The organism is Nocardioides sp. NPDC057577 (assembly GCF_042801335.1).
In the GTDB taxonomy this organism is placed as follows: Bacteria; Actinomycetota; Actinomycetes; order Propionibacteriales; family Nocardioidaceae; genus Nocardioides.
The window spans coordinates 24,291-46,734 of sequence record NZ_JBHVGB010000009.1; the positions used below are offsets into that span (position 1 = coordinate 24,291).

The 22,444-nt window shown below is 70.4% G+C and carries 18 protein-coding genes; 1 reads left to right on the forward strand and 17 read right to left on the reverse strand.

The window, feature by feature from the left end; all coding sequences use genetic code 11:
* Positions 1–3: 3 nt before the first annotated feature.
* From ACFU7D_RS03265 to ACFU7D_RS03300, 8 genes are all read right to left on the reverse strand, one after another.
* Positions 4–1,302 carry an L-fuconate dehydratase gene (locus tag ACFU7D_RS03265; protein ID WP_378724500.1) on the reverse strand — a complete coding sequence of 433 codons (1,299 nt, stop codon included), beginning with the start codon at positions 1,300–1,302 and terminating at the stop codon, positions 4–6.
* Positions 1,299–1,778 carry a MaoC family dehydratase gene (locus ACFU7D_RS03270; protein ID WP_378724502.1) on the reverse strand — a complete coding sequence of 160 codons (480 nt, stop codon included), beginning with the start codon at positions 1,776–1,778 and terminating at the stop codon, positions 1,299–1,301. The genes ACFU7D_RS03265 and ACFU7D_RS03270 overlap by 4 nt, the downstream gene beginning before the upstream one ends.
* Positions 1,775–2,944, reverse strand: a complete 1,170-nt coding sequence (locus tag ACFU7D_RS03275) for an extracellular solute-binding protein (RefSeq protein ID WP_378863254.1) — start codon at positions 2,942–2,944, stop codon at positions 1,775–1,777. Before ACFU7D_RS03275 ends, ACFU7D_RS03270 begins: the two co-directional genes overlap by 4 nt.
* Complete coding sequence (locus ACFU7D_RS03280; protein ID WP_378863257.1) at positions 2,941–4,089, reverse strand: CaiB/BaiF CoA transferase family protein; 1,149 nt, start codon at positions 4,087–4,089, stop codon at positions 2,941–2,943. The genes ACFU7D_RS03275 and ACFU7D_RS03280 overlap by 4 nt, the downstream gene beginning before the upstream one ends.
* Before the next feature lie 63 nt (positions 4,090–4,152).
* Positions 4,153–5,253: a Gfo/Idh/MocA family protein gene (locus tag ACFU7D_RS03285; RefSeq protein WP_378863260.1), complete on the reverse strand. Its 1,101-nt coding sequence runs from the start codon at positions 5,251–5,253 to the stop codon at positions 4,153–4,155.
* A complete protein-coding gene (locus ACFU7D_RS03290) occupies positions 5,253–6,203 on the reverse strand; it encodes a carbohydrate ABC transporter permease (RefSeq protein ID WP_378724510.1) in 951 nt (316 codons plus the stop codon). Before ACFU7D_RS03290 ends, ACFU7D_RS03285 begins: the two co-directional genes overlap by 1 nt.
* Positions 6,200–7,171 carry a carbohydrate ABC transporter permease gene (locus tag ACFU7D_RS03295; RefSeq protein ID WP_378863263.1) on the reverse strand — a complete coding sequence of 324 codons (972 nt, stop codon included), beginning with the start codon at positions 7,169–7,171 and terminating at the stop codon, positions 6,200–6,202. The genes ACFU7D_RS03290 and ACFU7D_RS03295 overlap by 4 nt, the downstream gene beginning before the upstream one ends.
* Before the next feature lie 106 nt (positions 7,172–7,277).
* Complete coding sequence (locus ACFU7D_RS03300; RefSeq protein WP_378863266.1) at positions 7,278–8,612, reverse strand: ABC transporter substrate-binding protein; 1,335 nt, start codon at positions 8,610–8,612, stop codon at positions 7,278–7,280.
* Positions 8,613–8,858: 246 nt separating this feature from the next.
* On the opposite strand from ACFU7D_RS03300, the gene ACFU7D_RS03305 reads away from it, so the two are divergent.
* Positions 8,859–11,624, forward strand: a complete 2,766-nt coding sequence (locus ACFU7D_RS03305; RefSeq protein WP_378863269.1) for a hypothetical protein — start codon at positions 8,859–8,861, stop codon at positions 11,622–11,624.
* Positions 11,625–11,663: 39 nt separating this feature from the next.
* Here the strand turns inward: ACFU7D_RS03305 and ACFU7D_RS03310 are convergent, their stop codons facing one another.
* The 9 genes from ACFU7D_RS03310 to ACFU7D_RS03350 all read right to left on the reverse strand — a co-directional run bounded on the left by ACFU7D_RS03310 (position 11,664) and on the right by ACFU7D_RS03350 (position 22,416).
* Positions 11,664–12,683 (reverse strand): LacI family DNA-binding transcriptional regulator, encoded by a 1,020-nt coding sequence (locus ACFU7D_RS03310; RefSeq protein WP_378724518.1) that lies wholly within the window; start codon positions 12,681–12,683, stop codon positions 11,664–11,666.
* 76 nt (positions 12,684–12,759) lie between these two features.
* On the reverse strand, positions 12,760–13,941 hold the full coding sequence (locus tag ACFU7D_RS03315; protein ID WP_378863272.1) for a CaiB/BaiF CoA transferase family protein: 1,182 nt from the start codon (positions 13,939–13,941) through the stop codon (positions 12,760–12,762).
* 668 nt (positions 13,942–14,609) lie between these two features.
* The gene (locus ACFU7D_RS03320; RefSeq protein WP_378863275.1) at positions 14,610–16,124 is read right to left on the reverse strand and encodes an aldehyde dehydrogenase (NADP(+)); all 1,515 of its coding nucleotides are present in this window, start codon (positions 16,122–16,124) and stop codon (positions 14,610–14,612) included.
* Positions 16,121–17,332: a fumarylacetoacetate hydrolase family protein gene (locus tag ACFU7D_RS03325; RefSeq protein WP_378863278.1), complete on the reverse strand. Its 1,212-nt coding sequence runs from the start codon at positions 17,330–17,332 to the stop codon at positions 16,121–16,123. The genes ACFU7D_RS03320 and ACFU7D_RS03325 overlap by 4 nt, the downstream gene beginning before the upstream one ends.
* Positions 17,333–17,346: 14 nt before the next feature.
* On the reverse strand, positions 17,347–18,135 hold the full coding sequence (locus ACFU7D_RS03330; RefSeq protein WP_378863281.1) for an enoyl-CoA hydratase/isomerase family protein: 789 nt from the start codon (positions 18,133–18,135) through the stop codon (positions 17,347–17,349).
* Positions 18,132–19,271 (reverse strand): hypothetical protein, encoded by a 1,140-nt coding sequence (locus ACFU7D_RS03335; RefSeq protein ID WP_378863284.1) that lies wholly within the window; start codon positions 19,269–19,271, stop codon positions 18,132–18,134. The genes ACFU7D_RS03330 and ACFU7D_RS03335 overlap by 4 nt, the downstream gene beginning before the upstream one ends.
* Complete coding sequence (locus tag ACFU7D_RS03340; RefSeq protein ID WP_378863287.1) at positions 19,268–20,488, reverse strand: CaiB/BaiF CoA transferase family protein; 1,221 nt, start codon at positions 20,486–20,488, stop codon at positions 19,268–19,270. Before ACFU7D_RS03340 ends, ACFU7D_RS03335 begins: the two co-directional genes overlap by 4 nt.
* 30 nt (positions 20,489–20,518) lie before the next feature.
* Entirely contained in the window at positions 20,519–21,658 is a 1,140-nt protein-coding gene (locus ACFU7D_RS03345; RefSeq protein WP_378863290.1) for an aldose 1-epimerase family protein, read from the reverse strand.
* On the reverse strand, positions 21,655–22,416 hold the full coding sequence (locus tag ACFU7D_RS03350) for an SDR family NAD(P)-dependent oxidoreductase (protein WP_378863292.1): 762 nt from the start codon (positions 22,414–22,416) through the stop codon (positions 21,655–21,657). The genes ACFU7D_RS03345 and ACFU7D_RS03350 overlap by 4 nt, the downstream gene beginning before the upstream one ends.
* Positions 22,417–22,444: the final 28 nt, after the last annotated feature.

Consider the following 22,444-nt stretch of genomic DNA (forward strand, 5'->3'; position numbering starts at 1 on the left):
GTCTCACCGGGTCGCCCAGTAGCTGCCGTTCGGATAGGCGTACGTCGCCACCGACTCGGGATGCATCTCCGCGCTGTAGCCCGGCCGGGCCGGCAGCCGGTAGGCGCCGTCCTCGACGATGCACGGGTCGGTGAAGTGCTCGTGGAGATGGTCGACGTACTCGGTGACCCGGTCCTCGAGCGTGCCCGAGACGGCCACGTAGTCGAAGACGGACAGGTGCTGGACGAGCTCGCACAGACCCACGCCGCCGGCGTGGGGGCAGACCGGCACGCCGAACTTCTGGGCCATCAGGTAGACGGCGAGGATCTCGTTGATGCTCGCCAGCCGCGCGGAGTCGAGCTGGCAGAAGTCGATGGCCTCGGCCTGGAACATCTGCTTGAAGAGCACCCGATTCATGCCGTGCTCACCGGTGGCCACCCCGATCGGGGCCACCGCCTTGCGTACGGCGGCGTGACCGAGGATGTCGTCCGGGCTGGTCGGCTCCTCGATCCACCACGGCTCGAAGCGGGCCAGCGCGTTGACCCACTCGATGGCCTGCGGCACGTCCCAGACCTGGTTGGCGTCGATCATCAGCTTCGCGTCCCAGCCGATCACCTCCCGCGCGATCTCGCAGCGCCGGATGTCGTCCTCGAGGTTCGCACCGACCTTCAGCTTGATGTGCCGATAGCCGGACTCGACCGCCTCGGTGGCGAGCCTGCGCAGCTTGTCGTCGGAGTAGCCCAGCCAGCCGGCAGACGTGGTGTAGCAGGGATAGCCGGTCTCCTCCAGGTGCCGGATCCGCTCCTCACGATGGGGAACGCCGGCGCGGAGGATGTCCAGGGCCTCCTCCCGGGTGAGGGCGTCGCTGAGATAGCTCAGGTCCGCGACGTCGACCAGCTCCTCGGGGCTCATCTCGGCCAGCAGCCGCCACAGCGGCTTGCCGGCTTCCCGGGCAGCCAGGTCCCAGACCGCGTTCATCACGGCGGCGAGGGCCAGGTGCTCGACCCCCTTGTCCGGGCCCAGCCAGCGCAGCTGGGAGTCCGAGGCGAGATCCCGGTAGACCCCACCCAGGTCACCCACCACGTCGCCGACATCGCGCCCGACCAGCGGCTCACCGCGGCGCTGGGCCGCCAGGGTGCAGATGTCGTTGCCGCGCCCGATGGTGAAGGTGAAGCCGAAGCCGGACAGCTCCGGGTCGTCGGTGCTCACCACGACGTACGTGGCCGAGTAGTCACCGTCCTTGTTCATGGCGTCGGATCCGTCCATCGACACAGAGGTCGGGAAGCGGACATCGGTGACATCGACGGCGGTGATACGGGTCACGAGGGATCCTCCTGTGCGGATGGGTGGCCGTTGCGCTTGTTCACGAGATAGAGGTGGGTCAGGACCAGCACCGTCTCGGCACGCTGGTTGGTCACCGTGACGAGCTCGTGGACGTAGCCGAACTCGTCCGGCTTCTTCCGGTGCTGCGTCGTCTCGGTGATCTCGGCGGTAACGGTGATGGTGTCGCCGATGAAGACCGGGCCGATGAACCGGATCCGGTCATAGCCGTAGGACATGGACCGTGGGTTGATGTCGGTGGCCGTCATCCCGACCGCCACCGCGAGGATCAGCGTCCCGTGGGCGATCCGCTGTCCGGCCGGCTGGGTGGCCATCCACTCCGCATCCATGTGATGCGGGAAGAAGTCACCCGTCTGGCCGGCGTGCAGGACGATGTCGGCCTCGGTGATCGTGCGTCCCAGGGTGGTCCTGGACTCCCCGACCGCGTAGTCCTCGAACCAGCGTTCCTCGACTCTCATCGGAATGCTCCTTCCTCGATGCCATCTGCGTCGGCTCCCGCGGCGAGCAGGCGCTCGGCGAGCTCACTGCCCCGACGGACCAGCTCGGCGTCGGTCATCCGGCCGGCCAGCGCCTCCGTCACCCAGGGGGAGACGGTGTCCTGGAACTCCATGTAGCCGGCGGTACGCGGCCGCACCCAAGCGCCCTCGAGGGTCGCCCGGGTGCCACGGAAGAAGTCCCAGGAGTCTTCGTTGAGCCGGTCGTCGTCCCACGAGGAGGCGTAGCCGGGCTGGCCACCGGCGTCGTAGTAGATGCCCGACTGAACCTCCGGCGAGGCCACCCACAGTGCGTACGCCCGGGCCGCGTCCAGGTCTCTCGACCGGGCCGAGACGGCCACGCCGGCACCCCCGAGCTGCGAGCCGGCCACTCCTCGGGGACCGGAGGGCATGTCGACGTACTTGAGGCGATGTGGCCGGAAACCGGCCCGGGAGTAGTTGGTGTAGCCGTACATCAACGGCGCGTACGCCCACGGCTCGGCAGTGTCGCCGGCCAGTGCCTCGGCGACCTCGATCGGGTTCGCGGTCAGGCACCACGAGGGAATCCGGTCGCAGAGCCGGTGCATGAGGTCGAGCACGCTCAGCGCGGCCTCCTCGGGCAGGAAGCTTCCGGGCTCGGCGTTGACCGGCGTCCCCCGGTTGGCAGCCAGGGTGCACAGGGTGGAGTAGGCGTCGATCGGCTTGGCAGGCCAGAGCACCCTGCCCTCGGCGGCCAGGTCGAGCACCTCCTCCCACGTGCCGGGCGGAGCTGGCAGCCGGTCCGGGCGGTGCGCGGCCACCTGGGCAGCGGCGTCCGTGGCCAGGCCGTACTGGCGTCCGGCATGGCGGTACGACGCATGGCTGCTGCCCACGGCATCGGCGGCCAGAGCGGCCAGCTCGTCGTCGTGGCCGGCGCCGTCCAGGGGCGCCAGCACCCCTTCCGCGACGGCCAGCGGCACGTGGGGGTGGTCGATGACCAACAGGTCGAAACGCTCCGCCAGCTCACCCAGCGGCGCGTCGGCGAACGCCTGCAGAGAGCGGTACTCCCAGCGCACCTCGATCCCGGTCCGCCGCGCGTACTCCTGCGATGCCGCGACCTGGCAGTCGTAGCCACGCGGGTGCTCCCAGGTCATGCCGTGCAGGACGGTCATCGGTCCCCCTCGAGGTCGTGCTCGCCCAGGCGTGGAGCCGGGCGCGGATTGGTGAGCCGCTCGCCGTCGATGCGGATCGGGCTGCGGGTGGTCGTCAGGGTGAGGCCGTCACGACGGATCTGCTGGGTCATCGCGATGGCCTCGAAGCCCTTGTGCTCCACGAGCTCGGAGAGGGTGAGCACCGGGGCACACCACACGTCCTCGGCATCCAGGACGGCCAGCCAGGCGTCCCGGGTGTCACCCCGAAGACGGTCGCCGATCGCCTCCTCGATCTCCGACTGCCGGTCCCACCACGTCTGCGGGTCGGTCATCGCCTCCAGCTCGGGGAGCCCGAGCAGCCGCCCGATGACGGGCACGGGGTTCATCGCGATGGCGAGGTAGCCGTCGCTCGTGGGGTAGATGCCGTAGGGAGCAGAGAGGAAGGCGTGGGCGGACCGCGGCCCCTTGCGACGGACCTCGACCGACGGGTCGTTGAGCCGGGTGGTCAGCAGCTCGAACTCCAGGTCCAGCAGAGACTCCATCAGGCTCGTCTCGGTCAGTCCGCCCTTGCCGGTACGGAACCGCCGGACCAGCAGCGCGGTGATGCCCTGGGCCAGGTGACAGCTGGCGAGGTGGTCGGCCACCGCCAGCCCGACGGGGACCGGCGGATCGTCGGCCGACCCGTTGAGCCAGGGCAGACCGGCGATCGCCTGGGCGAGCAGGTCCTGTCCCGGGCGGTCCTGGAACGGGCCGACGCCGCCGTACCCGGTGACGCTGCCGTAGACGATGCTCGGGTTGAGCGCCCGGACGGATTCGTAGTCGAGCCCGATCCGCTCCATCACCCCGGGGCGGAAGTTCTGGACGATCACATCGGCTCCCGCGACCAGTCCGCGGACGCGCTCGAGGTCGGCGGGATCCTTCAGATCGGCCGTCACGCTCTCCTTGTTCCGGTTCATGGCGTGGAAGGAGAGGCTGTCGCCGTTGACCGTCCGCCCGGCGAAGGCCAGGCTCCGGCCCGCGTCTCCCCCACCGGGTCGCTCGATCTTGATGACCCGGGCGCCCAGGTCAGCGAGCCTCAGCGCCGCCACGGGGCCGGCCAGGAACTGGCTGAAGTCCAGGACCGTGACGCCCTCCAGGGGCAGCTCGGAGGCACGGGTGAGTGTCATCGGGGATCCTTTCGGAAGGGCGGACCAGGGGCGGACCAGGACGAACCAGGCGGGGACAGGTGGCTACTGGTCATAGGGCGGAGGCGTTCCACCTCGGGCCGCGTCCGTGTACGCCGCCTCGACGACCGCCATGGTGCGGAAGACGTCCTCGACCCCGGTGGGCAACGACGGGATCGACCCCTCGAGAAAGCGCTGGACCACCGCCATCGAGCCGATGAAGGCGTCGGGGAACCATGACCCCTCGAACGGCACCGGTCGCCAGCCGGCGTCGAGCCGATCGTCGGTGACCACCTCGAGCGAGTCCTCGCCGCCGCGCGGGTAGTCCAGCAGCAGGCCGAGCTGTGCCCGGATGGCGCCGCGGGTGCCCTCCCACTTGACGAAGGACTCTTCGTGCCGGGGTCCGTAGTGGTGGTCGTGGTTGGTGGAGACGACGACCCTGATCGGTCGCTCCCCGTAGCTCAGCGCGATGTCGGAGCGGCTGTTGGCGTGAGACTTCTCGGGGTGACGCACGGTGACGGCGTGCACGCCGGTCGGGTCTCCCAGGAAGGAACGCACCAGATCCAGGTAGTGGACGCTGTGCATGTTGATCTCGAGCCGGTCCAGGTCGAGTACGTAGGGGAACATCTCCCACGGGGTCCGAACCGAGACCCGGACCTCCATGTCGTAGAGCTCCCCGATCGTGCCGGCAGCGATGAGCTCGCGAGCAGCGACGACATACGGCGCGAACCGGAGCTGGGTGTTGACCGCCGCCACCAGCCCCTTGCGCCGGCACACCTCACGGGTGCGGACCCCCTCGGCCAGGTGGTTTCCCAAGGGCTTCTGCAGCAGGACGGCTGCCCCGTCGGGCAGCTGCTCGAGAACCTCGACGTGTGCCTCGGGCGGAAGGGCGACGTCGTAGACCGCGTCGGCCGGTGCCGACCGGACCGCGTCCGCGACGCTCTCGTGCACCGCGCGGATGTCATAGCGTCCGGCAAGCTCCCGCGCCCGCTCCGGGACGAGGTCGGTGATGCTGGCGACCTCGAACCCCGCCTTCGCGTACGCCGGCAGGTGGGCGTCACGGACGATCCCGCCGGCACCCACGAGCACGATCGGACGCGGCGTCGCCGGCATCTCGGCCGAGTAGCCGGGGTGCGGGTCGAGCTCCGGTGGCGAGTGCGGGGCCATCAACCCTTCACCGCCCCCATCGTCTCGCCACGCATCAGGAACTTCTGCGCGCCGAGGAAGACGATCAGCAGCGGCAGCATCGAGATGAAGGTCGCCAGGGCCAGCTGCGGCATGTAGAGCTTCACGTCCAGCCCGGCGGCGACGGTCGGGTTGAACAACGGGCTGGCGCCGATCAGCTGCTGCAGCCCGACCGGGAGGGTCTGGTTGTTCTGGTTGGAGGAGAGCAGCGCCAGCGGCAGGAAGAAGTTGATCCAGTTGGCGACGAAGGCGAAGAAGCCGACCAGCACCGCGGCCTGACGGGAGATCGGGAGCGCGACCCGCCAGAAGATCGACACCTCGCCGAGACCGTCGATCCGGGCCGCCTCCACGAGCTCCTGGGGCATGGTCGTCATGAAGTGGATGTAGGCCAGATAGACCCCGAACGGGAAGAAGCCCATGATCAGCCCCACCGGCCAGAGCTCGCCGACCGCGCCGATGGCATTCACCTCGAGGAAGATGGGGATGACCAGCACGGTGTTGGGCATCACCATCGTGATCAGGGTGATCAGGAGGACGGCCCGGCGGGCGCGGAACCGGAGCCGGGCCAGCGCGTATCCAGCCGGCAGCGCGGCGAAGACCGCCAGCAGGGCGCCCCCGCCGGCCACGGCGAGCGTGTTCATCAGCCAGCGGGTGTACAGCCCACCGCCGCCTGGCCCGAACCCGTTGACCTGCGACCAGCTGTACTGCGCGTTGTCCCACGACATGTCGCCGAAGCCGAACGGCCCGCCTGCCCCGGATGCGACACCCTCGTTGGACCGGAACGCCATCGCGATGAAGCCGGTGATCGGCAGGATGAACATGCACGCGACGAACAGCATCGTGACGACGCGCGCGGTCTTGCCTACACTCCAGTCGAACATGCCGCGCTTCGTCCCGGCCTCGCGGCGCTCGGCCATGGTGCTCTGGCTCATCGGTGCTCCTCCTCACCGAACAGACCGGTTCGGAAGACGACCAGCAGTCCGATGCCCAGCGTGATCACGAGCAGGATCAGCGACATCGCGGCGGCTGCGGGGAAGTTGTAGTTGCTGAAGGCGAAGGCGTAGCCCAGCTGGGTGGGCGTCCAGTGATCGTCCAGGGCGTTGCTGGCGACCTGGTCGAGCAGCTGTGGCTCGAGGAACAGCTGGAACCCGTAGGCGAGGTTCATCAGTACCGCGTAGCCGATCCACGGCCGGATGATCGGCAGCTTCACGTGCCAGGCCAGCCGCCATTCGTTGGCACCGTCCAGCCGCGCTGCCTCGAGCGTCTCCTCCGAGATCCCGTTGAGGCCGCCGTTGACCACGATGACCCACTGACCGACGCCCTGGAAGAACATCATCACGGCCAGGATGAACGGCAGGTTCCCGGGCCCGGCGACCGCCTGCTTGATGGTGTCGACGCCCAGCGCCTGCCAGAACCCCTCGATCGGCGACTGGCTCGGGTTGAGCAGGTAGACCCAGAGCACGAGGTTGGCGACGCCCGCCAGAGCCCCGGGGATGTAGTAGATGAACCGCATCGACGACCCGAACCATCCGGGGCTGGCGTGGACCAGCAGAGCCAGCCCGACGATGCCGATGGTCATGATCGGAAGCCAGACCACCAGGGTTGCGAAGATGTTCACGAACGTGTCGACGAACCGGTAGTCGGTGACGACGGTGCTGAAGCTGTCCACGCCCCCGAAACCCCCGGTGGGGTCCAGCGGTGTCGGCGCCTTCTCCAGCGATGTCTTGATCGCGTACGCGACCGGGATGATGCCCGCGATCATCAGCAGGACGAGGTACGGCGCCATCAGCACCCAGGCGCCACGCGTCTCGCTGGGCCGCGCCACGCGTCGTCGGGGACGACGCCGCGCGCCCGGTTCAGGCGGCGAGGTGGCGATGTCCTCCATCAAGGCGGTCGACATGTTGCTCCTCCGATGTGTCCGGGCCACCGTGAGGCCCCGATGTGACTGGGATGGCATCCCTCCGGCCCGGGACGATCCGGGCCGAAGGGACTCGTGCGCGGCCGGGTTATTCGACCGTGTAGCCCATCGCCTTCGCCTGGCTGACCAGCTCGTCCCCGAAGGACGTCCAGGCCTCGTTGACGTCGCCTCCCGAGGCAAGAGCGGCGGCCATGGTCTCGGTCCACACCGCTCCGGTGTTGTAGAGCATGTAGGCATGGCCGTCGACGACGTGGTCGTTGGCCTTCTTCATCGCCTCGAACGTGGCCTCGTTGTCAGCGAAGTAGTTCGTCTTGGCCTGCTTCTCCGCCCAAGCGTCCTGCACGGGTCCGTACGCCGGCAGGCCGGTGGAGAGCTCGACCTGCCACCTCGGGTCGGTGGCGACGAACTCGGCGAAGGTCAGCGTGTTCTCGAGCTGCTTGCCCGTGATGTGGTTCGAGACACCCCAGAGGCCGCCGCCCTCGTTGCCGGTGGAGGGCTCGCTCTCACCGTCCCACGCGAGAGGCTCCACGGCGGTCATCTCACCGGCCGGGATCTTCCAGGTCTGGTTGAAGAGGTAGTCGCCCCACCATGCGGCACCGGGACTCATGACCAGGTCCTTGCCGACCTTGGCCGCGTCCGGGTCGAAGATGCCGACGGTCGAGAGAGCCTTGCCACCCAGCATCGTGTCGATCAGGTCCACCGCTCGGGTGCACTTGGCGTCCGAGGTGTCGATGTGGACCACGGTCTCGGACTGCCGGTCGTTGGTCGGGCAGCCCGACCCCCACAGATAGCGGTCGGGGGCGTACGCATCGCCGGTGAAGCCGCTGATCTTGCCCGGGTGCTCCTTGGCGATCTTGACGGCGAGGTTGCCGTACTCCTCCCACGTCGTCGGCACCTCGTAGCCGTTGGCGTCGAAGAACGTCTTGTTGTACCAGAACACGTCGGGAGCCGCGTCGTTGCGCAGGCAGCGGACCTGGCCGTCGATCTCGCAGGCGGCATTGATCGAACCCTGGTAGCCGTCGAGCACGTCGGGCAGCTGGTCGCTCAGGTCGAGCGTGTAGTCGATCTGAGCACCGGAGGCCCAGGCGATGTCGTCGTTCGAGGGGAAGAAGATGGCGTCCGGCCAGCCCTTCCCGGCCTCGTTGAACTGGGCGAACTGCTGCTGGAGAGACTTGCCTCCGACGGTCCCGTCGATCTGGTTGATCTTGATGTCGATGTCGGGGTAGGCCTTCTTGAAGGCGTTCGCCGCGGGCACGCGCGGCGGGTCGACCCAGACGGTGATCGCACCTCCCGAGTCCGTCTTCTCCCCCGCGGCATCACTCCCTCCGCCGGAGCCGCACGCACCCAGCAACGAGGCGGTCAGCAGGGTCACGGCGGCCACCAGGGCCGCCCGGTGACGTGAACCGAGTGGATTTCGCTTCATGGACATGGCTCCTTCGACGATGTGTCCCGAGCGGGGTGCGGTGTGACGCAGACCACTGCTCAAACGTTAGAGCAGATCACTGGGAGTGGTCAATCGTTTGAGTGGATCTTCCTTCCAGGCCTTGACGATCCGTGGCCGACGACGCCAAAGTGATCGGCGTCACTCAAACGATTGAGCAAGTCAAACGATTGATCTCACTGCGAGCCGACACCCACCCGACGGCGAGCCGGCTCGGGAAGAAGGACCATGCGCACCACTCGTTCCCTGGTCACCTTGACGACACTCCTGACGATGCTGGCGACCCTGTTCGCCGCGTCCCCCGCGAATGCAGCCGACGGGACGCCCGCGGCGTCGCGGACCACCTCGGCCTGGCTCCGCGATGCCCTCCGGGTCGACACCGCCGACCTGCTCTCGCGCTCCGACCTCGTCCTCGCCACGGCACCATGGCGTGCCGACCAGGCCGTGCCGCTCGCCAACGGCGAGCTCGGCGCCGGTGTCTGGGCGGCCAACGGCTGGACCGCCCAGCTGAACCGTGGCGATACCTTTCCGGAGCTGAAGTCGGCCGGCCAACTGGTGCTGCCGGGTCTCTACGGCCTCTCCTCCGCCGAGGACTACCGCGGTCGCCTCTCGTTGCACGACGCGACGCTCACGCAACGCGGCAACGGCATGACGGTGCGCAGCTATGTGCGCGCCGACGCCGACCAGCTCGTCGTCGAGGTGGAAGGTGCCGACCCCGACAAGCAGCAGACCGCCGAGCTCGGCCTGTGGGAGGGCCGTACGCCGACGGTGTGGGCCCACGGTGACACGGCTGTCGTCGCGGAGACCTTCACCGACGAGTCGAACGCCCGCTCGACCGGGCAGCTGGCCGCGCTGACCGCCCAGGCACGCGATGTGCGGGCCGAGGTCGTCGACGAGCTCGGCGTACGGCTGAAGTTCCGCCCGGGTGCTGACGGGAGGTTCCGCATCGTGCTCGGCGTCCCGTCCTGGGCCGGCGAGGACGTGGCCCGCGCGGCAGCGACCGCCACCCGGCTTCCGTCGCAGCCTCAGCGGAACCATCTGGACGAGTGGCACCGCTACTGGAAGGGCGCGGCGCCCATGCGCCTGGACAGCCCCGACGGATCCGCCCGTTACTTCGAGGCGCTCCGGGCCATGCAGCTCTACGTCGCGAAGGCCTCCAGCGGCGGCGCGGTGCCGGCCAGCCACGGCGGGGTGACCAGCCTGTGGTCGTCGTACCGCGACGACATCCACTGGTCGTCGGACGCGTGGTGGCACTTCAACCTACGGCAGCCGGTGTGGGCGAACCTGGGTGCCGACACCGCCGACCAGAACGCCCCCTACTTCGACCTCTACCTCGACAGGATCGAGGAGATGAAGGCATGGACCCGGAAGAACTGGCCGGAGGCCGACGGGATCTGCGTCCCTGAGTTCCTGGTGTACGACGGCACCGCCGAAGCATGCGTGAGCTCGATGGAGCCCTCATGGCTCAACCGCATCCTCTCGACCGGGGCCGAGCTGGTCGAGAACGTACGTCTCCAGTCCGACTACACCGGCGACCGCGAGATCCTGCGCCGCGCCTATCCGCTGCTCGAGGGCGTCGCCGAGTTCTACCTCTCGGTTCTGGAGGAGGGCGACGACGGACGGCTGCACCTCCACCACGTCAACGCCCTGGAGACGCAGTGGGACACGACCGACCCGACGCCCGATGTGGCCGGCATGCGCACGATCTTCCCGTTCCTGGCCGAGGTCACCAAGGAGCACGGGAACCTGCGCCTCGCCAAGCAGATCGAGGCGGCGATCCCCCGGCTCCCGGAGCTGCCGACGACGGTCCGCGACGGCAAGGAGGTGATCGCCTGGTCCGCGACCGACGAGGAGGACCACAACACCCAGAACCCCGACCTCGAGGCGATCTGGCCCTGGCGGGTGGTCGGCGCGGAGGACCAGATCGCTCACGACACCTTCACGACGCGGGTGTTCGACCAGACCCGGGAGTGGGCCTCGGACGCGCAGCAGGCCGCCTGGCTGCACCGCGCTGACGACATGGTCGACCTGCTCGAGCAGGGCACGAGCGACTTCCAGGTCTTCGGCAACGGCTTCGCCGCACACAGCAAGAACCACGACCCGCTGCGCGGCGGCGGCTTCTACGACACCTGGAACGCTGTCGTGGCCTCCACCGTCCAGGACGCCCTCGTGCAGGACGACCACGGGACCGTACGGATCGCGCCCTCGATCCCGGAGGACTGGAGCGTCACCGGCGCCGTCCAGATCCCGGGTGGACACCGGGTCGACGTCGAGGTCCGGAACGGCGAGCCCACGCTCGTCGGCATCGAGGCCGGGAGCCGGGACCGACTCGCGGTGGCGAACCCGTGGCCCGGTCGGCGAGTCGAGGTGCGGGACGCTCGCGGCCGGCTCGTCGAGCACGGCTCGGGGGACGTCCTTCGGTTCGCCACCACCGAGGGGGCGTCCTACCGGATCACGCCTGCCGGGGCGAGCTATCGCTTCGTCGCGCTCGGTGGCTCGGCGGCGCAGGCCCCGCTGGAGCTGGGCTCCAGGACGTACGGCGTCGCGACGAGCACACCCCAGGTGGTCAGCGACACCGTGCGCGTGCTCGCCCCGAGCAAGCTGCGGGCCATGTTGCGCGCGCAGGAGGGTGCGCCGATCTACGCGGATCGCGCGTACGTCGTCAGCGACCTGCCTGACGAGCTCGCCGGGACGATCATGGTGAGGGGCGCCAACGACGACTCCAAGGTGGTCTCCGAGGAGTACCTCACCCTGGAGATCTCCGAACCCACCACCGCGTGGGTCGCGTTCGATGATCGCGGCGAGGGCGTGTGGTGGCCGCGGTGGCTCACCGACGGCGGTTGGACCCGTACGTCGTCGACGCTGGGCACCACCGACCGGCAGATGGTGCTCTTCCGCAAGGAGGTGCCGGCCGGCACGCTCACGCTCGGCGGCAACTCGGGAGTCTCCGGACAGGGCGGATCCAGCTACGTCACGTTCGTACGGGAGCCCTGAGCCCCCGCGGCCGGGCCGTTAGAGGACTCGTCTGGGTTCTCAGACGGCCCGGCGCGGTGGCGCCGTGGACTCCCGCACGATGAGCTCCGGGGCGGGGTCGGTGATCATCTCGTCGGCCATCTCGCCGGTCTCGATGCGGCGGACCACGCTGCGTACCGCCGCTCGTCCCATGTCGTAGAACTGCATCTTGACCGCGGTCAGCGGTGGCCAGGTGTTCTCCGCGGTCCAGGAGTCGTGCACGGTGGCCACGGACAGGTCCTCGGGCACGCGGATCCCGTCGGCTCGTGCGGCAGCGAGAAGACCGATGGCGGCGTTGACGTTGGCGACCACGATCCCGGTGGGCCTCGGTTCCCGCTCCATCAGCCGCCGCAGGGCGGTGCGGCCGTTGTCCGCGGTGTAGCCGACCCGGGTCTCGTAGCCCGGTCGGACCGGTAGCCCGGCCGCGACGAGGGCCTCCTTGTAGCCGACCCGCCGTCGCTTCGCCGTGAACGAGCGCGGAAGCCCGTTGGCGAAGGCGATCCGCTCGTGGCCGAGGTCGATCAGGTGCTGGGTGGCGATCCGGGCACCGGTGCGGTCGTCGAGGGCGACCGACCCGACGTGTCCCGGGTAGGTGGAGTTGATCAGCACGATCGGAGCGCCCGAGGCCAACAGCTCCCCCATCCCCGCCGGCGCGACCCCGTCGCCGACCTGGATGACCATGCCGTCGACGCGTCCCTCACCGATCAGCCGGGCGATCATCTCGCCGCCAGGGCGTACGTCGTCGGCGCGGCCGAGCAGCAGCGTGTAGCCCTTCTCGGCGGCCTCGTCCTCGGCTCCGTGCATGAGCTCGGTGAACAGGGCGTTGGTCAGGTCGGGCACCACCAGGCCGACCACCTGGGTGCGCGCCGACTTGAGCGCGCGACCGGCGAAGTTGGGGCGGTACTGGAGGTCCTTGGCCGCTTCCACGATCCGCTGGCGGGTCGCCTCGCTCACCCGCGCCGACGGCGCATCGCTGAGCACCCGCGAGACAGCAGAGATCGAGACACCGGCAAGGGCTGCGACATCGCCGAGGGTGGCCATGGGCCGCAGCCTAGCTCTGCCCGGCAGCGGCGGCTTGGGACCCGACTGCTCCGGCGTGGCAGGAGCCGGTCGGCCGTCATCGGTCATGCGGGTCACCCCCGAGCGGATCGGCTCCCTCGCGCAGGATGCCGTGCTCGCCGAGCCGGGGTGCGCCTCGACGATGGCGGAGGATCTCGCCATCGACGCGGATGGGGCTCCGCGTGGTCATCAGGGTCACAGGTGTGCCACCCGGTTCCGGGGTCGAGCGCTCGACCTCCTGGGTCATCTCGAGCGCGGCGAACTCCGGCGAGGCGAGCAGCTCCTCGAGGGTGAGCACCGGCGCGAGCCATCCGCTCGACCCGTCCTGGGCAGGCAGCGCGTCCAGCCAGGCGGCCGTGGTGTCGCGTCCCAGCGCGGCGGCGATCAGGTCGCTCACCTGGTTCGGGGGCTCCTCCTCCCATGACTCTCTGGCCGCGAGCCGGGCGAGCTCGGCGTCGTCCAGCGTGGTCGCGAGCTCGTCGAGCGGCACCCCGGACAGCGCTACGTAGCCGTCCTTGGTGGCGAAGACCCCGGCGGCGGTCCAGGCAGACGTCGGACGAGGCGAGGCGGCCAGGTCCTCGCCCTCGCGTCGAGTCAGCAGCGTCGCCTGCAGGTCCAGCATGCCCTCGAGCAGGCTGGTCTCCACGAGCCCGCCCCGCCCGGTTCTGGCCCTGCGTACGAGCAGTGCGGTCACGCCTTCGGCGAGGTGGCAGCTCATCAGATGGTCCGCCAGGGAGAGGCCGATCGTCATCGGCCGGTCCGCGCCGGCGAGCCAGGTCGCCCCTGACACCGCCTGGGCCAGGAGGTCCTGGCCGGGTCGGCTCGCCCAGGGGCCGGTGTCGCCGTAGCCCGAGGCGCTCGCATAGACCAGCGCCGGGTTGAGCTCACGCACGCTCTCGTAGTCGAGGCCGATGCGTTCCATGACCCCGGGCCTAAAGTTTTCGATGAGGACGTCGGCGCGAGCGACGAGGTCCTTCACCCGATCCAGGTCGTCCGGGTCCTTGAGGTCGGCGACCACCGCCTCCTTGTTGCGGTTCATGGCATGGAACGAGAGCGTGTCCCCCGCCGCCGAGCGACCCGCGAATGCGAGCGTCCGGCCGATCTCGCCGGTGCGGGGGCGTTCGACCTTGATCACCCGCGCGCCCAGGTCCGCCAGTCTCAACGCTGCGACGGGACCCGCCAAGAACTGACTGAAGTCCAGGACCACGGTCCCTGCGAGAGGCAGATCCTCCGGTTGCATCGCCACTCCCCCTCGCGCGATCAATCGTTTGCGCAAAGCCTACGTCTCAGCGGACGTGGAGAGCAAGCACCGGCGAGGCGTCAGGTACGTCGGCCGAGGCGTCACGTGCGTCGGGCGAGGCGTCACGTGCGTCGGGCGAGGCGTCCGGTAGGTCGACCGACCTGGCACGACGCTGCCGGCTCGAGCGACGCGGCTGACCTCTCGAGCGACGCGGCTGACCTCTCGAGCGACGCGGCTGACCTCTCGAGCGACGCGGCTGACCTCTCGAGCGACGCGGCTGACCTCTCGGCCAACTCGGCTGACCTCTCGGATGAGGCGGCGAGGGACCAGCGTCGAGACGTCACGTACGTCGGCCGAGGCGTCACGTAGGACGGCCGACCTGGCACGGTGCTGCCAGCTCGGGCGACGCAGCTGACCTCTCGGCCGACGCGACTGACTCCTCGGCCGACGCGACTGACCTCTCGGATGAGGCGGCGAAGGTCCGGCGTCGAGACGTCACGTACGTCGGTTGAGACGTCACGTAGGACGGCCGAGGCGTCACGTTGGTCGGCCGACCTGGCACGGCACCGCCGGCTCGGCCGACGCGGCTGACTTCTCGGCCAACGCGGCTGACTTCTCGGCCGACGCGGCTGACGCCTCGGCCGACGCGGCTGACGCCTCGGCTTTGCTCAGACGTGCAGGGTGCCGTCGATGCGGCGCGGTGTGGCGGTGTGGCCGTCGCGCAGTTCGTCGGGAAGCAGATGCTCCGGCGCGTCCTGCCACACCAGCGGGCGCAGGAATCGGCGCATGGCGGTGACACCGACCGAGGTGTGCAGGGTGTTGGTGGAGGGCCATGGGCCGCCGTGGTGCTGCGCCCAGGAGACGCGTACGCCGGTGGGGAAGCCGTTGAAGACGAGGCGTCCGGCGAGCGGGGTGACCGCCGCGACGAGTCGTCGGGTCAGCGCGGACTCGTCGGGCTCGGAGTGGAGGGACGCGGTGAGGGATCCGGGCACCTGCTTCAGCGCCGCGACGAGGTCGGCCTCGTCGGCGTACCTCACCACGACGGCGGCAGGACCGAAGCACTCCTCGAGGATCTCCGGAAGTTCCGCCGAGCCGGTCACCAGGAGTCCCGCGGCGGCCCATGCGGGCTCGCTCTGCTCCTGCGCGGTCACGGCGGAGGTGACGGCGGAGGTGACGCCGGGCGCCGCCGCGAGGCGGCCGAGGATCTCGCGGTAGGAGCTCGCGATGCCGACATTGAGCAGCGGCTGCGCGACCGACTCGGCCAGGATCGCGGCCAGCTCCTCGACGAGCCGGTCGCCGGCCTCACCGGCCGGCACGAACACCAGTCCCGGCTTGGTGCACAGCTGCCCGCCCGACCCGGTGATCGAGGCGGCGAGGCCCTCGGCGACAGCCGCCCCGCGAGCCGCGGCGGCACCAAGGGTGACCACGAGCGGGTTGAGGCTGCCGAGCTCGCCGTAGAACGGGATCGGCTCGGGTCGGGCGTTGACCAGGTCGAGCAGCGCCCGTCCCCCGGCGGGCGAGCCCGTGAAGCCGACCGCCTTGACGAGCGGGTGCGCGACGAGGGAGGCACCGGCCTCGCGACCGTGGACCAGACCGATCGTCCCTGGCGGCAGCCCGAGGTCCTCGACCGCGGCACGCAGTGCGTCGAAGGCGAGCTGGGAGGTCAGCGGGTGCGACTCGTGCGCCTTGACCACGACCGGACAGCCGGCCGCGACCGCGGAGGCGGTGTCGCCGCCCGGCACCGAGAAGGCGAGCGGGAAGTTGCTGGCCCCGAACACGGCGACCGGGCCGAGCGGCACGAGCATGCGGCGTACGTCGGGGGCAGGGCCCAGCGGCGTCTGGCCTGCGTGGTCGATCGCGGCCTCGAGGAAGCTGCCCTCACGGACGGCCTCGGCGAAGAGGCACAGCTGGAAGGTGGTGCGGCCGACCTCGCCCTCCAGACGGGGCCGGGCCAGCCCGGTCTCCGACATCGCGGTCTCGACGAGCGCGGGGCCGTGGCCCTGGAGCCGGTCGGCCATCGCTTCGAGCAGGCGGGCGCGGCCCTCACGACCCAGCGCTGCCAGGGCCGGCATGGCGGCCTGCGCCTCCGTGACGACCTGGTCGACCTCCTCGGTGGTGGTGGCTCGCAGCTCGGTCGGGATCTCCTCGCCGGTGGCGGGGTTGTAGGAGGACAGGACGGTCACAGCAGGTTCCTTCCGGCGAGGTTGCGCATCAGGTCGGCGACGCCGAAGTTCCACGGTGCGCACTCCTCGCTCGCCCGGACGAGGTTGACGAGGGTGCCGAGCTCGGGTGCCGAGATCCGGACGACGTCGCCCGCGTGGTGGGTGAACCCCATGCCGGTCTCGTCCCGGTCGTCGGAGGGCGCGAACATGGTGCCGAGGAGCAGTACGGCCCCGTCGGGGTACTGGTGGTGCGGGCCGATCAGCTGGCCGACCAGATCCGCAGGATCGCGGCTGATCGCGCGCATCGACGAGGTCCCCAGCATCTCGAAGCCGTCCTCACCGCGTACCTCGAGCGAGACGGTCATCGCGCGCACGTGGTCGAGGGTGAAGCTGTCGTCGAAGAGACGTACGAACGGGCCGATGGCACAGGCGGCGTTGTTGTCCTTGGCCTTGGGCAGCAGGAGTGCCGAGCGACCCTCGACGTCGCGCAGGTTGACGTCGTTGCCCAGAGCGGCGCCGACGATCCGGCCGTCGGAGGCGACGACCAGCGCCACCTCCGGCTCGGGGTTGTTCCAGCGCGACGCGGCCAGCACTCCGACCTCGGTGGCGGTGCCGACCGCGGACAGCGGCTGGCCCTTGGTGAAGATCTCCGCGTCGGGCCCGATGCCGACCTCGAGGTACTGGCTCCACATGCCACGCTCGCGGAGCACCTCCTTGAGCCGCAGCGCCTCCGGCGAGCCGGGGACCAGCTCGTCGAGCCCGCCGCCGATCGCCGCGGTGATCTCGGCACGCACGGTGGCCGCGGCGTCGGCCTCGCCACCGGCACGTTCCTCGATGAGCCGCTCCAGCATCGAGACCACGAAGGTCACCCCGGCGGCCTTGACCGCCTGCAGGTCGACCGGCGCGAGCAGCCAGGGGCGAGTGGCGTCGCGGCTCTCCGGCGGTGTGTTGGCGAGCAGATCGGCCACCGTGGCCAGCGCCTCGCCGGGCACGTCGGCCACCGCGGCGGCGGGGTCGGTCTGCTCGCAGAGGTCGCGCACCGTCGGGAAGCTCCCGCTCACGTCGTACGCAGTGCCGTCCCGCACGACGACGACGCTCGGGCCTCCGGCCTTCGGGTCCCAGACGCGCCCCACGAGCGTCGGGACGGCGCCATCGGTGGGTCCTTCGGCGGGCAGGGCGGCAGGCAGGGTGGCGGCCAGGTCGGGGCCCCAGTCGGTGGTGGCGGTCATCGGTGGTCCTCCGGTCAGGCTCGTACGAATCGGGGTGCGCGCTTCTCGGCGAACGCGGCGCGGCCCTCGGCGGCGTCGGCGGTCGCGAAGCAGACGGTCTGGATGTCGCGCTCGTAGGCGACCGCCTGCTCCAGCGGCATGTTGGCGGCGGCGGCGAGGTTGGCCTTGGCGGTCTCGACCGCGATGGGGGCACGGCTCGCGATGGTCTCGGCGAGCTCGAGCGCCCGCGGCAGCAGCGCCTCGGGCGAGAGCAGCTCGCTGACCAGACCCCACGCGAGCGCCTGCCGCGCGTCGACCGGGTCGCCGGTCATCAGCATGATCGCGGCGTTGCTGGGACCGATCGAGCGGTCGAGCAGGGCGGACATGCCACCGCCGCCGATCCAGCCGAGCTTCACCTCCGCGGCGGCGAGCTTCGCGGTGGTCGACGCCAGCCGGATGTCGCAGATCAGCGCGGTCTCCAGACCGCCGCCGAGGGCGTACCCGTTGATCGCGGCGATGATCGGCTTGCGCAGCACCTTGAGCGAGTCGCAGTAGTCCTCCCGGTTGCGGAAGGCCCACGGGGTGGCGTACTTGTCGAGTTCGGCGATGTCCGAGCCCGCGCAGAACGCGCGGTCCCCGGCGCCGGTGAGCACCACGACCCGCACCTCGTCGGCCTCGTTGCACCAGCGCGCCAGCGCGACGAGCGCGTCGGACATCTCCTGGGTGACGGCGTTGAGCTTGGCGGGCCGGTTGAGGGTGATGACGCCGATGTGGCCGCGCTGCTCGAACAGCACCTCCGGGCAGGTCGACTCAGGTGCGGTCATCGGGCAGCTCCTTCCGGATTCGTACGGCCGAGGGCGGCCAGGTGGCGATCGTCGATCCGACCGAGGGCGGCCGCGATGCTGATCGAGCCCGCCAGCGCCTCGCGCACGACCTCGGCGGCCTCGGTCTGGAACCTCACGTAGCCCGGGTGACGAGGCCGGATCCACGCCTGCTCGACCGTCTCCAGGGTGCCGAGGTAGAAGTCGCCCACCGGCTCGTTCACCGCCGGCGAGGTCCACGCGGCGCGGGCCGACGGCTGGCCGGCGTGCGCCGGGATGAAGTCCTGCTGCACCGGCCCGGACATCAGGTGGCGCACGTGGTCGAGCAGCTCAGGCGTGGCCCGGCACCGCGCTGTGAGGGCCAGGCCGGTTCCACCGAGGGTGGAGCCGGGCCGCGAACCCGGTGCCAGCGTGGGCGCGTCGGTGAAGCGCACCGGACGGTCCAGCGTGATGTCGGCGTAGGTGACGTAGCCGTAGACGAGCGGCACATGGGCGATCGTGTCGCCCTCGGTCATCTCGGCGAGCAGTCCGATCGGGTCGAGGTCCAGGGTGTGGCGCGGCGCTCGCGAAGCCAGGTCGGCCATCAGCTCGAGGGCCTGGCGTCCGACAACGCCGGAGACGAAGCGGTCCTCGCCTCCGGGCTCCTCCCCCAGCGCGACGCAGACCGAGGAGAACGTCAGCAGCGAGTGCGGGCCGGCGACCGACAGCGCGACCGGCGCCTGCGTGGACAGCGCGGCGACGTCCGCCCACAGCCTCGGCACGGTCTCCACGAGATCTGCTCGGGTCGCGGCGACCTGCGTCGCGGCGTCGAGAGGCACCGCCCACAGCAGCCCGTCCATGACGTACGAGGTCAGGCTGGGGCCGACGGCCGCGTCCGCCCACTCCGCCACCGGCTCGGGTCCGACGAGGTCGTCGAACGGCTGCAGGCAGCCATGGGCGAGGGCGTCGCCGAGGTGCGGATGGTCGAGGACGACGAGGTCGTAGCGGGCGGCGATCTCCTCGATCGGAGTGGACTCGAAGCCGCTGAGCGGGTGGACGTCCCAGGTCAGGTCCAGGTCGCTCGCCTCGGCCGCCGCGACCAGAGCGTCCCGGCCACGTGGGTGGTCCCAGGTCAGGCCTCGGAAGGTCGGCTGACTCATGCGGCGGGCTGGTCGGGGCTGGTTTCGGCGACCACGCCGTCGGCGGTCAGTGCCGCGATCTCCTCGTCGGTGAAGCCGGCCTCGGCGAGCAGCTCGCCGGTGTGCTCCCCGACCAGGGGAGCGCCCCGCTCGATCGCGGCCGGCGTGCGGGAGAAGGCGTACGGGAATCCGGGGGTCGTGACCCGGCCCTCGGTGGGGTGGTCGTACTCGACGAAGGTCCCGTTGTGCTTGATCTGCGGGTCCTCGACCAGGGCCGCGTAGTCCTGGACCGGGCCGCACCAGATGCCGGCGGCGCCGAGGGCGTCGAGCCACTCGTCCGTCGTACGCAGCACCAGCCTGTCCGCGGTGCGGCGGTGGACCTCGTCCCGGTGGGTCCAGCCGTGCACCTCCGAGCTCATCTCGGCGAACGCGGGCTCGTCGATGACCTGGCCCAGCGTCGGCAGGTCGGGCATGGCCAGGGCGAGGAAGCCGTCTGCCGTCTTGAACGTGCCGTAGGGCGCCCGGATGTAGACGTGTGCATGCGGCTCCGCGCTGCGCTGCTGGGGCACCTTGCCGGCCACGAACACCGACAGCTCCTGCATCTGCAGGGTGGTGATCGCGTCCAGCATGTTCACCTTCACCAGCTGTCCCTCACCCGTACGCTCGCGGTGGAGCAGCGCCGCCAGGACCGCCTCGAACGCGGTGGACGCGGTGACCGCGTCGACGAGGTACTGCCCCGCCGGCTGCGGCGGCTCGCCGTGACGACCGGTCGAGAGCATCGCGCCGCTGCGGGCCTGCAGCAGCAGGTCCTGCCCGGGCTGGTCGACGTCGGGGCCGTCCTCGCCGTAGCCGGACATCGAGACGTAGACGAGGCGCGGGTTGATCGCCGAGAGGGTCGCGTAGTCGACGCCGAGGCGCTCGGCCACTCCCGGACGATAGTTCTGTAGGAAAACATCTGCGTTCTCAACCATCCGCAACAGAACGTTCTTGCCGGCAACGTTCTTGAGATCCACGGCCAGCGAGCGCTTGTTGCGGTTGAGCGAGAGGAACGAGACGTTGATCCGGTTGCCCTGCGCGCCACCGGCCGCGGCATGGCGCTGCCACTCGCCGGTGACCGGCTCGACCTTGACGACGTCGGCGCCGAGGTCGCCCAGCCGCTGCGCGGCGAACGGGCCGGCCATGGCGATCGAGCAGTCGAGGACGCGGTAGCCCTCGAGGATGCGGGGTGTGGAGGTCATCGGTTCTTCCTTGCGTCGGTGGGTGGCGGATCAGTCGGGCTGGTCGCCGAGCGCGCGGATCGCGGCCCTGGACGCCCGGACGGCGTCCGCGCCGTCGAGCACGCGGATCGTGGTGGAGTAGTTGCGCGAGTCGCCGTGGTCGAGCCAGGTCATCGACCCGTCCTCGCGGGCGGCGGCGTCGCCGGCGACCGCATGCGTCGACGGCTCCAGCCCGATGGCGTACTGGCCGCTGCGGAGGTTCTGCCACTCGAAGAAGTGCGGCATCGTGGCGGAGTCCCAGGAGACCTCGACCCCGAGTGTCTCGTCGCCGCGGACCAGCGCGACCCGGTGGCGCCCGTCGCCCTCGGCGACCAGCGTGTGCTCGTGGACCTGCTCGACGAACCGCGGCTGCGGCTCGGGGAGGGTGCGGTAGGAGACGCCCTGCTCGGCGACCGAGTCGGAGCACCACGGCGTCTCGCTGATCGCCGCGACGAACTCGCTGCCCGCATCGACCAGTGGCCAACCGAAGTTGAGGTGGTAGAGGAACATGTGCGGCGTCGGGTCGAAGCCGAGGTTGTCGACGACGTCGTGGAGACGGATGTCGAGCCCGTCGAAGTCGACCTCGATCGTGCGGGTCAGGCGCAGGTGCTCCCCGAAGGACGTCGCCTGGACCACCTCTCCCCGCACCCGCAGCACACACCGGTCGCCGTCCCACACCTCGCGAGCCTCGAGCAGCCGGCCGGGGATCGCGGTGAGCCGGCCGTGCAGGCCGTGGTCGACCGTCTGCTTGGGCGGATAGTTGTACGCCGTCGCATCGACGTCGCCGCCGAAGAGGGTGTGGTCCAGGCCGCCGGAGACCAGCAGCCCGTCGAGGGCGCGCAGCCAGGACAGACCGCCCTCGTCGTGGTGCTCGTGCAGGCCCGGATGGCGGAAGCCGTTGCCGCTTCGCCACCCGAAGGGGACGCCCCGCAGCCGGGCCGCGCCGAGGTCGAGCGCGCGATCGACCAGCACCTCGAGCTCGAGCCCGGCCGAGGTGCGCAGCTGCACCGCGCGTACGCCGCGCTCGGAGCCGTTGTCGAGGACGACCTGCCGCACTCCGGCGACCGACTCGGTGTCGCCGGTGCGCTCGCGCAGCGCGCGCGGGGTGAGTCGGTGTCCGAAGATGTCCAGCTCGGTGCTGAGATCGCTCATTGCATGTTCCATCCGCCGTCGACGTTCAGGGTCTGCCCGGTCATGAAGGACGCGTCCGGCCCGACCAGGAAGGCGACGACAGCCGCCAGCTCGTCGGGGCGACCACGCCGCTTGAAGGCCTGGTGGTCCAGCACGTGGGCCGTATAGGCCTCGGGATCCTCGTGGATCTCCTCGGCCTTGGTCGGGAAGGCACCCGGGGCGACCGCGTTCACCCGGATGCCGTGCGGACCGAGCTCGCGCGCGAGCGCACGGGTCAGCGCCACCGCCGCCCCCTTGGTCGAGACATAGCTGGCGAGCTTGTCCCAGCCGCCGGTGAAGGTGATCGAGCCGACGTTGACGATCGAGCCGCTCCCACGCGGCGCCATCAGCCGGGCCGCCGCCTGGGCGGCCACGAAGTAGGCCCGCTGGTTGACCGCCACCACGTCGTCGTACTCGGTGACCGCGATGTCGAGGAACGGCGTCGCCGGATAGATCGCGGCGTTGTTGAGCAGCACCTCGAGCGGCCCCAGCTCGCGCTCGGCCCGCTCCAGGGCAGCGACGACGGCGGAGGCGTCGCGGACGTCGGTCGGCACAGTGAGCTGCCGGGCTCCGGTCGCCTCGACCTCGGCGGCCGTGGTGGTCAGCCCGTCACCGGCCAGGTCGAGCAGAGCGAGCGAGAAGCCCTCCCGCCCGAGGCGTACGGCGCTGGCGCGGCCGAGCGAGCCACCCGCTCCGGTCACCACGGCACAACCGCGGGTCTGCATGGTCCGGGACGTCATCTGACTGGTCCTTTCGTGGGTGGAGCGG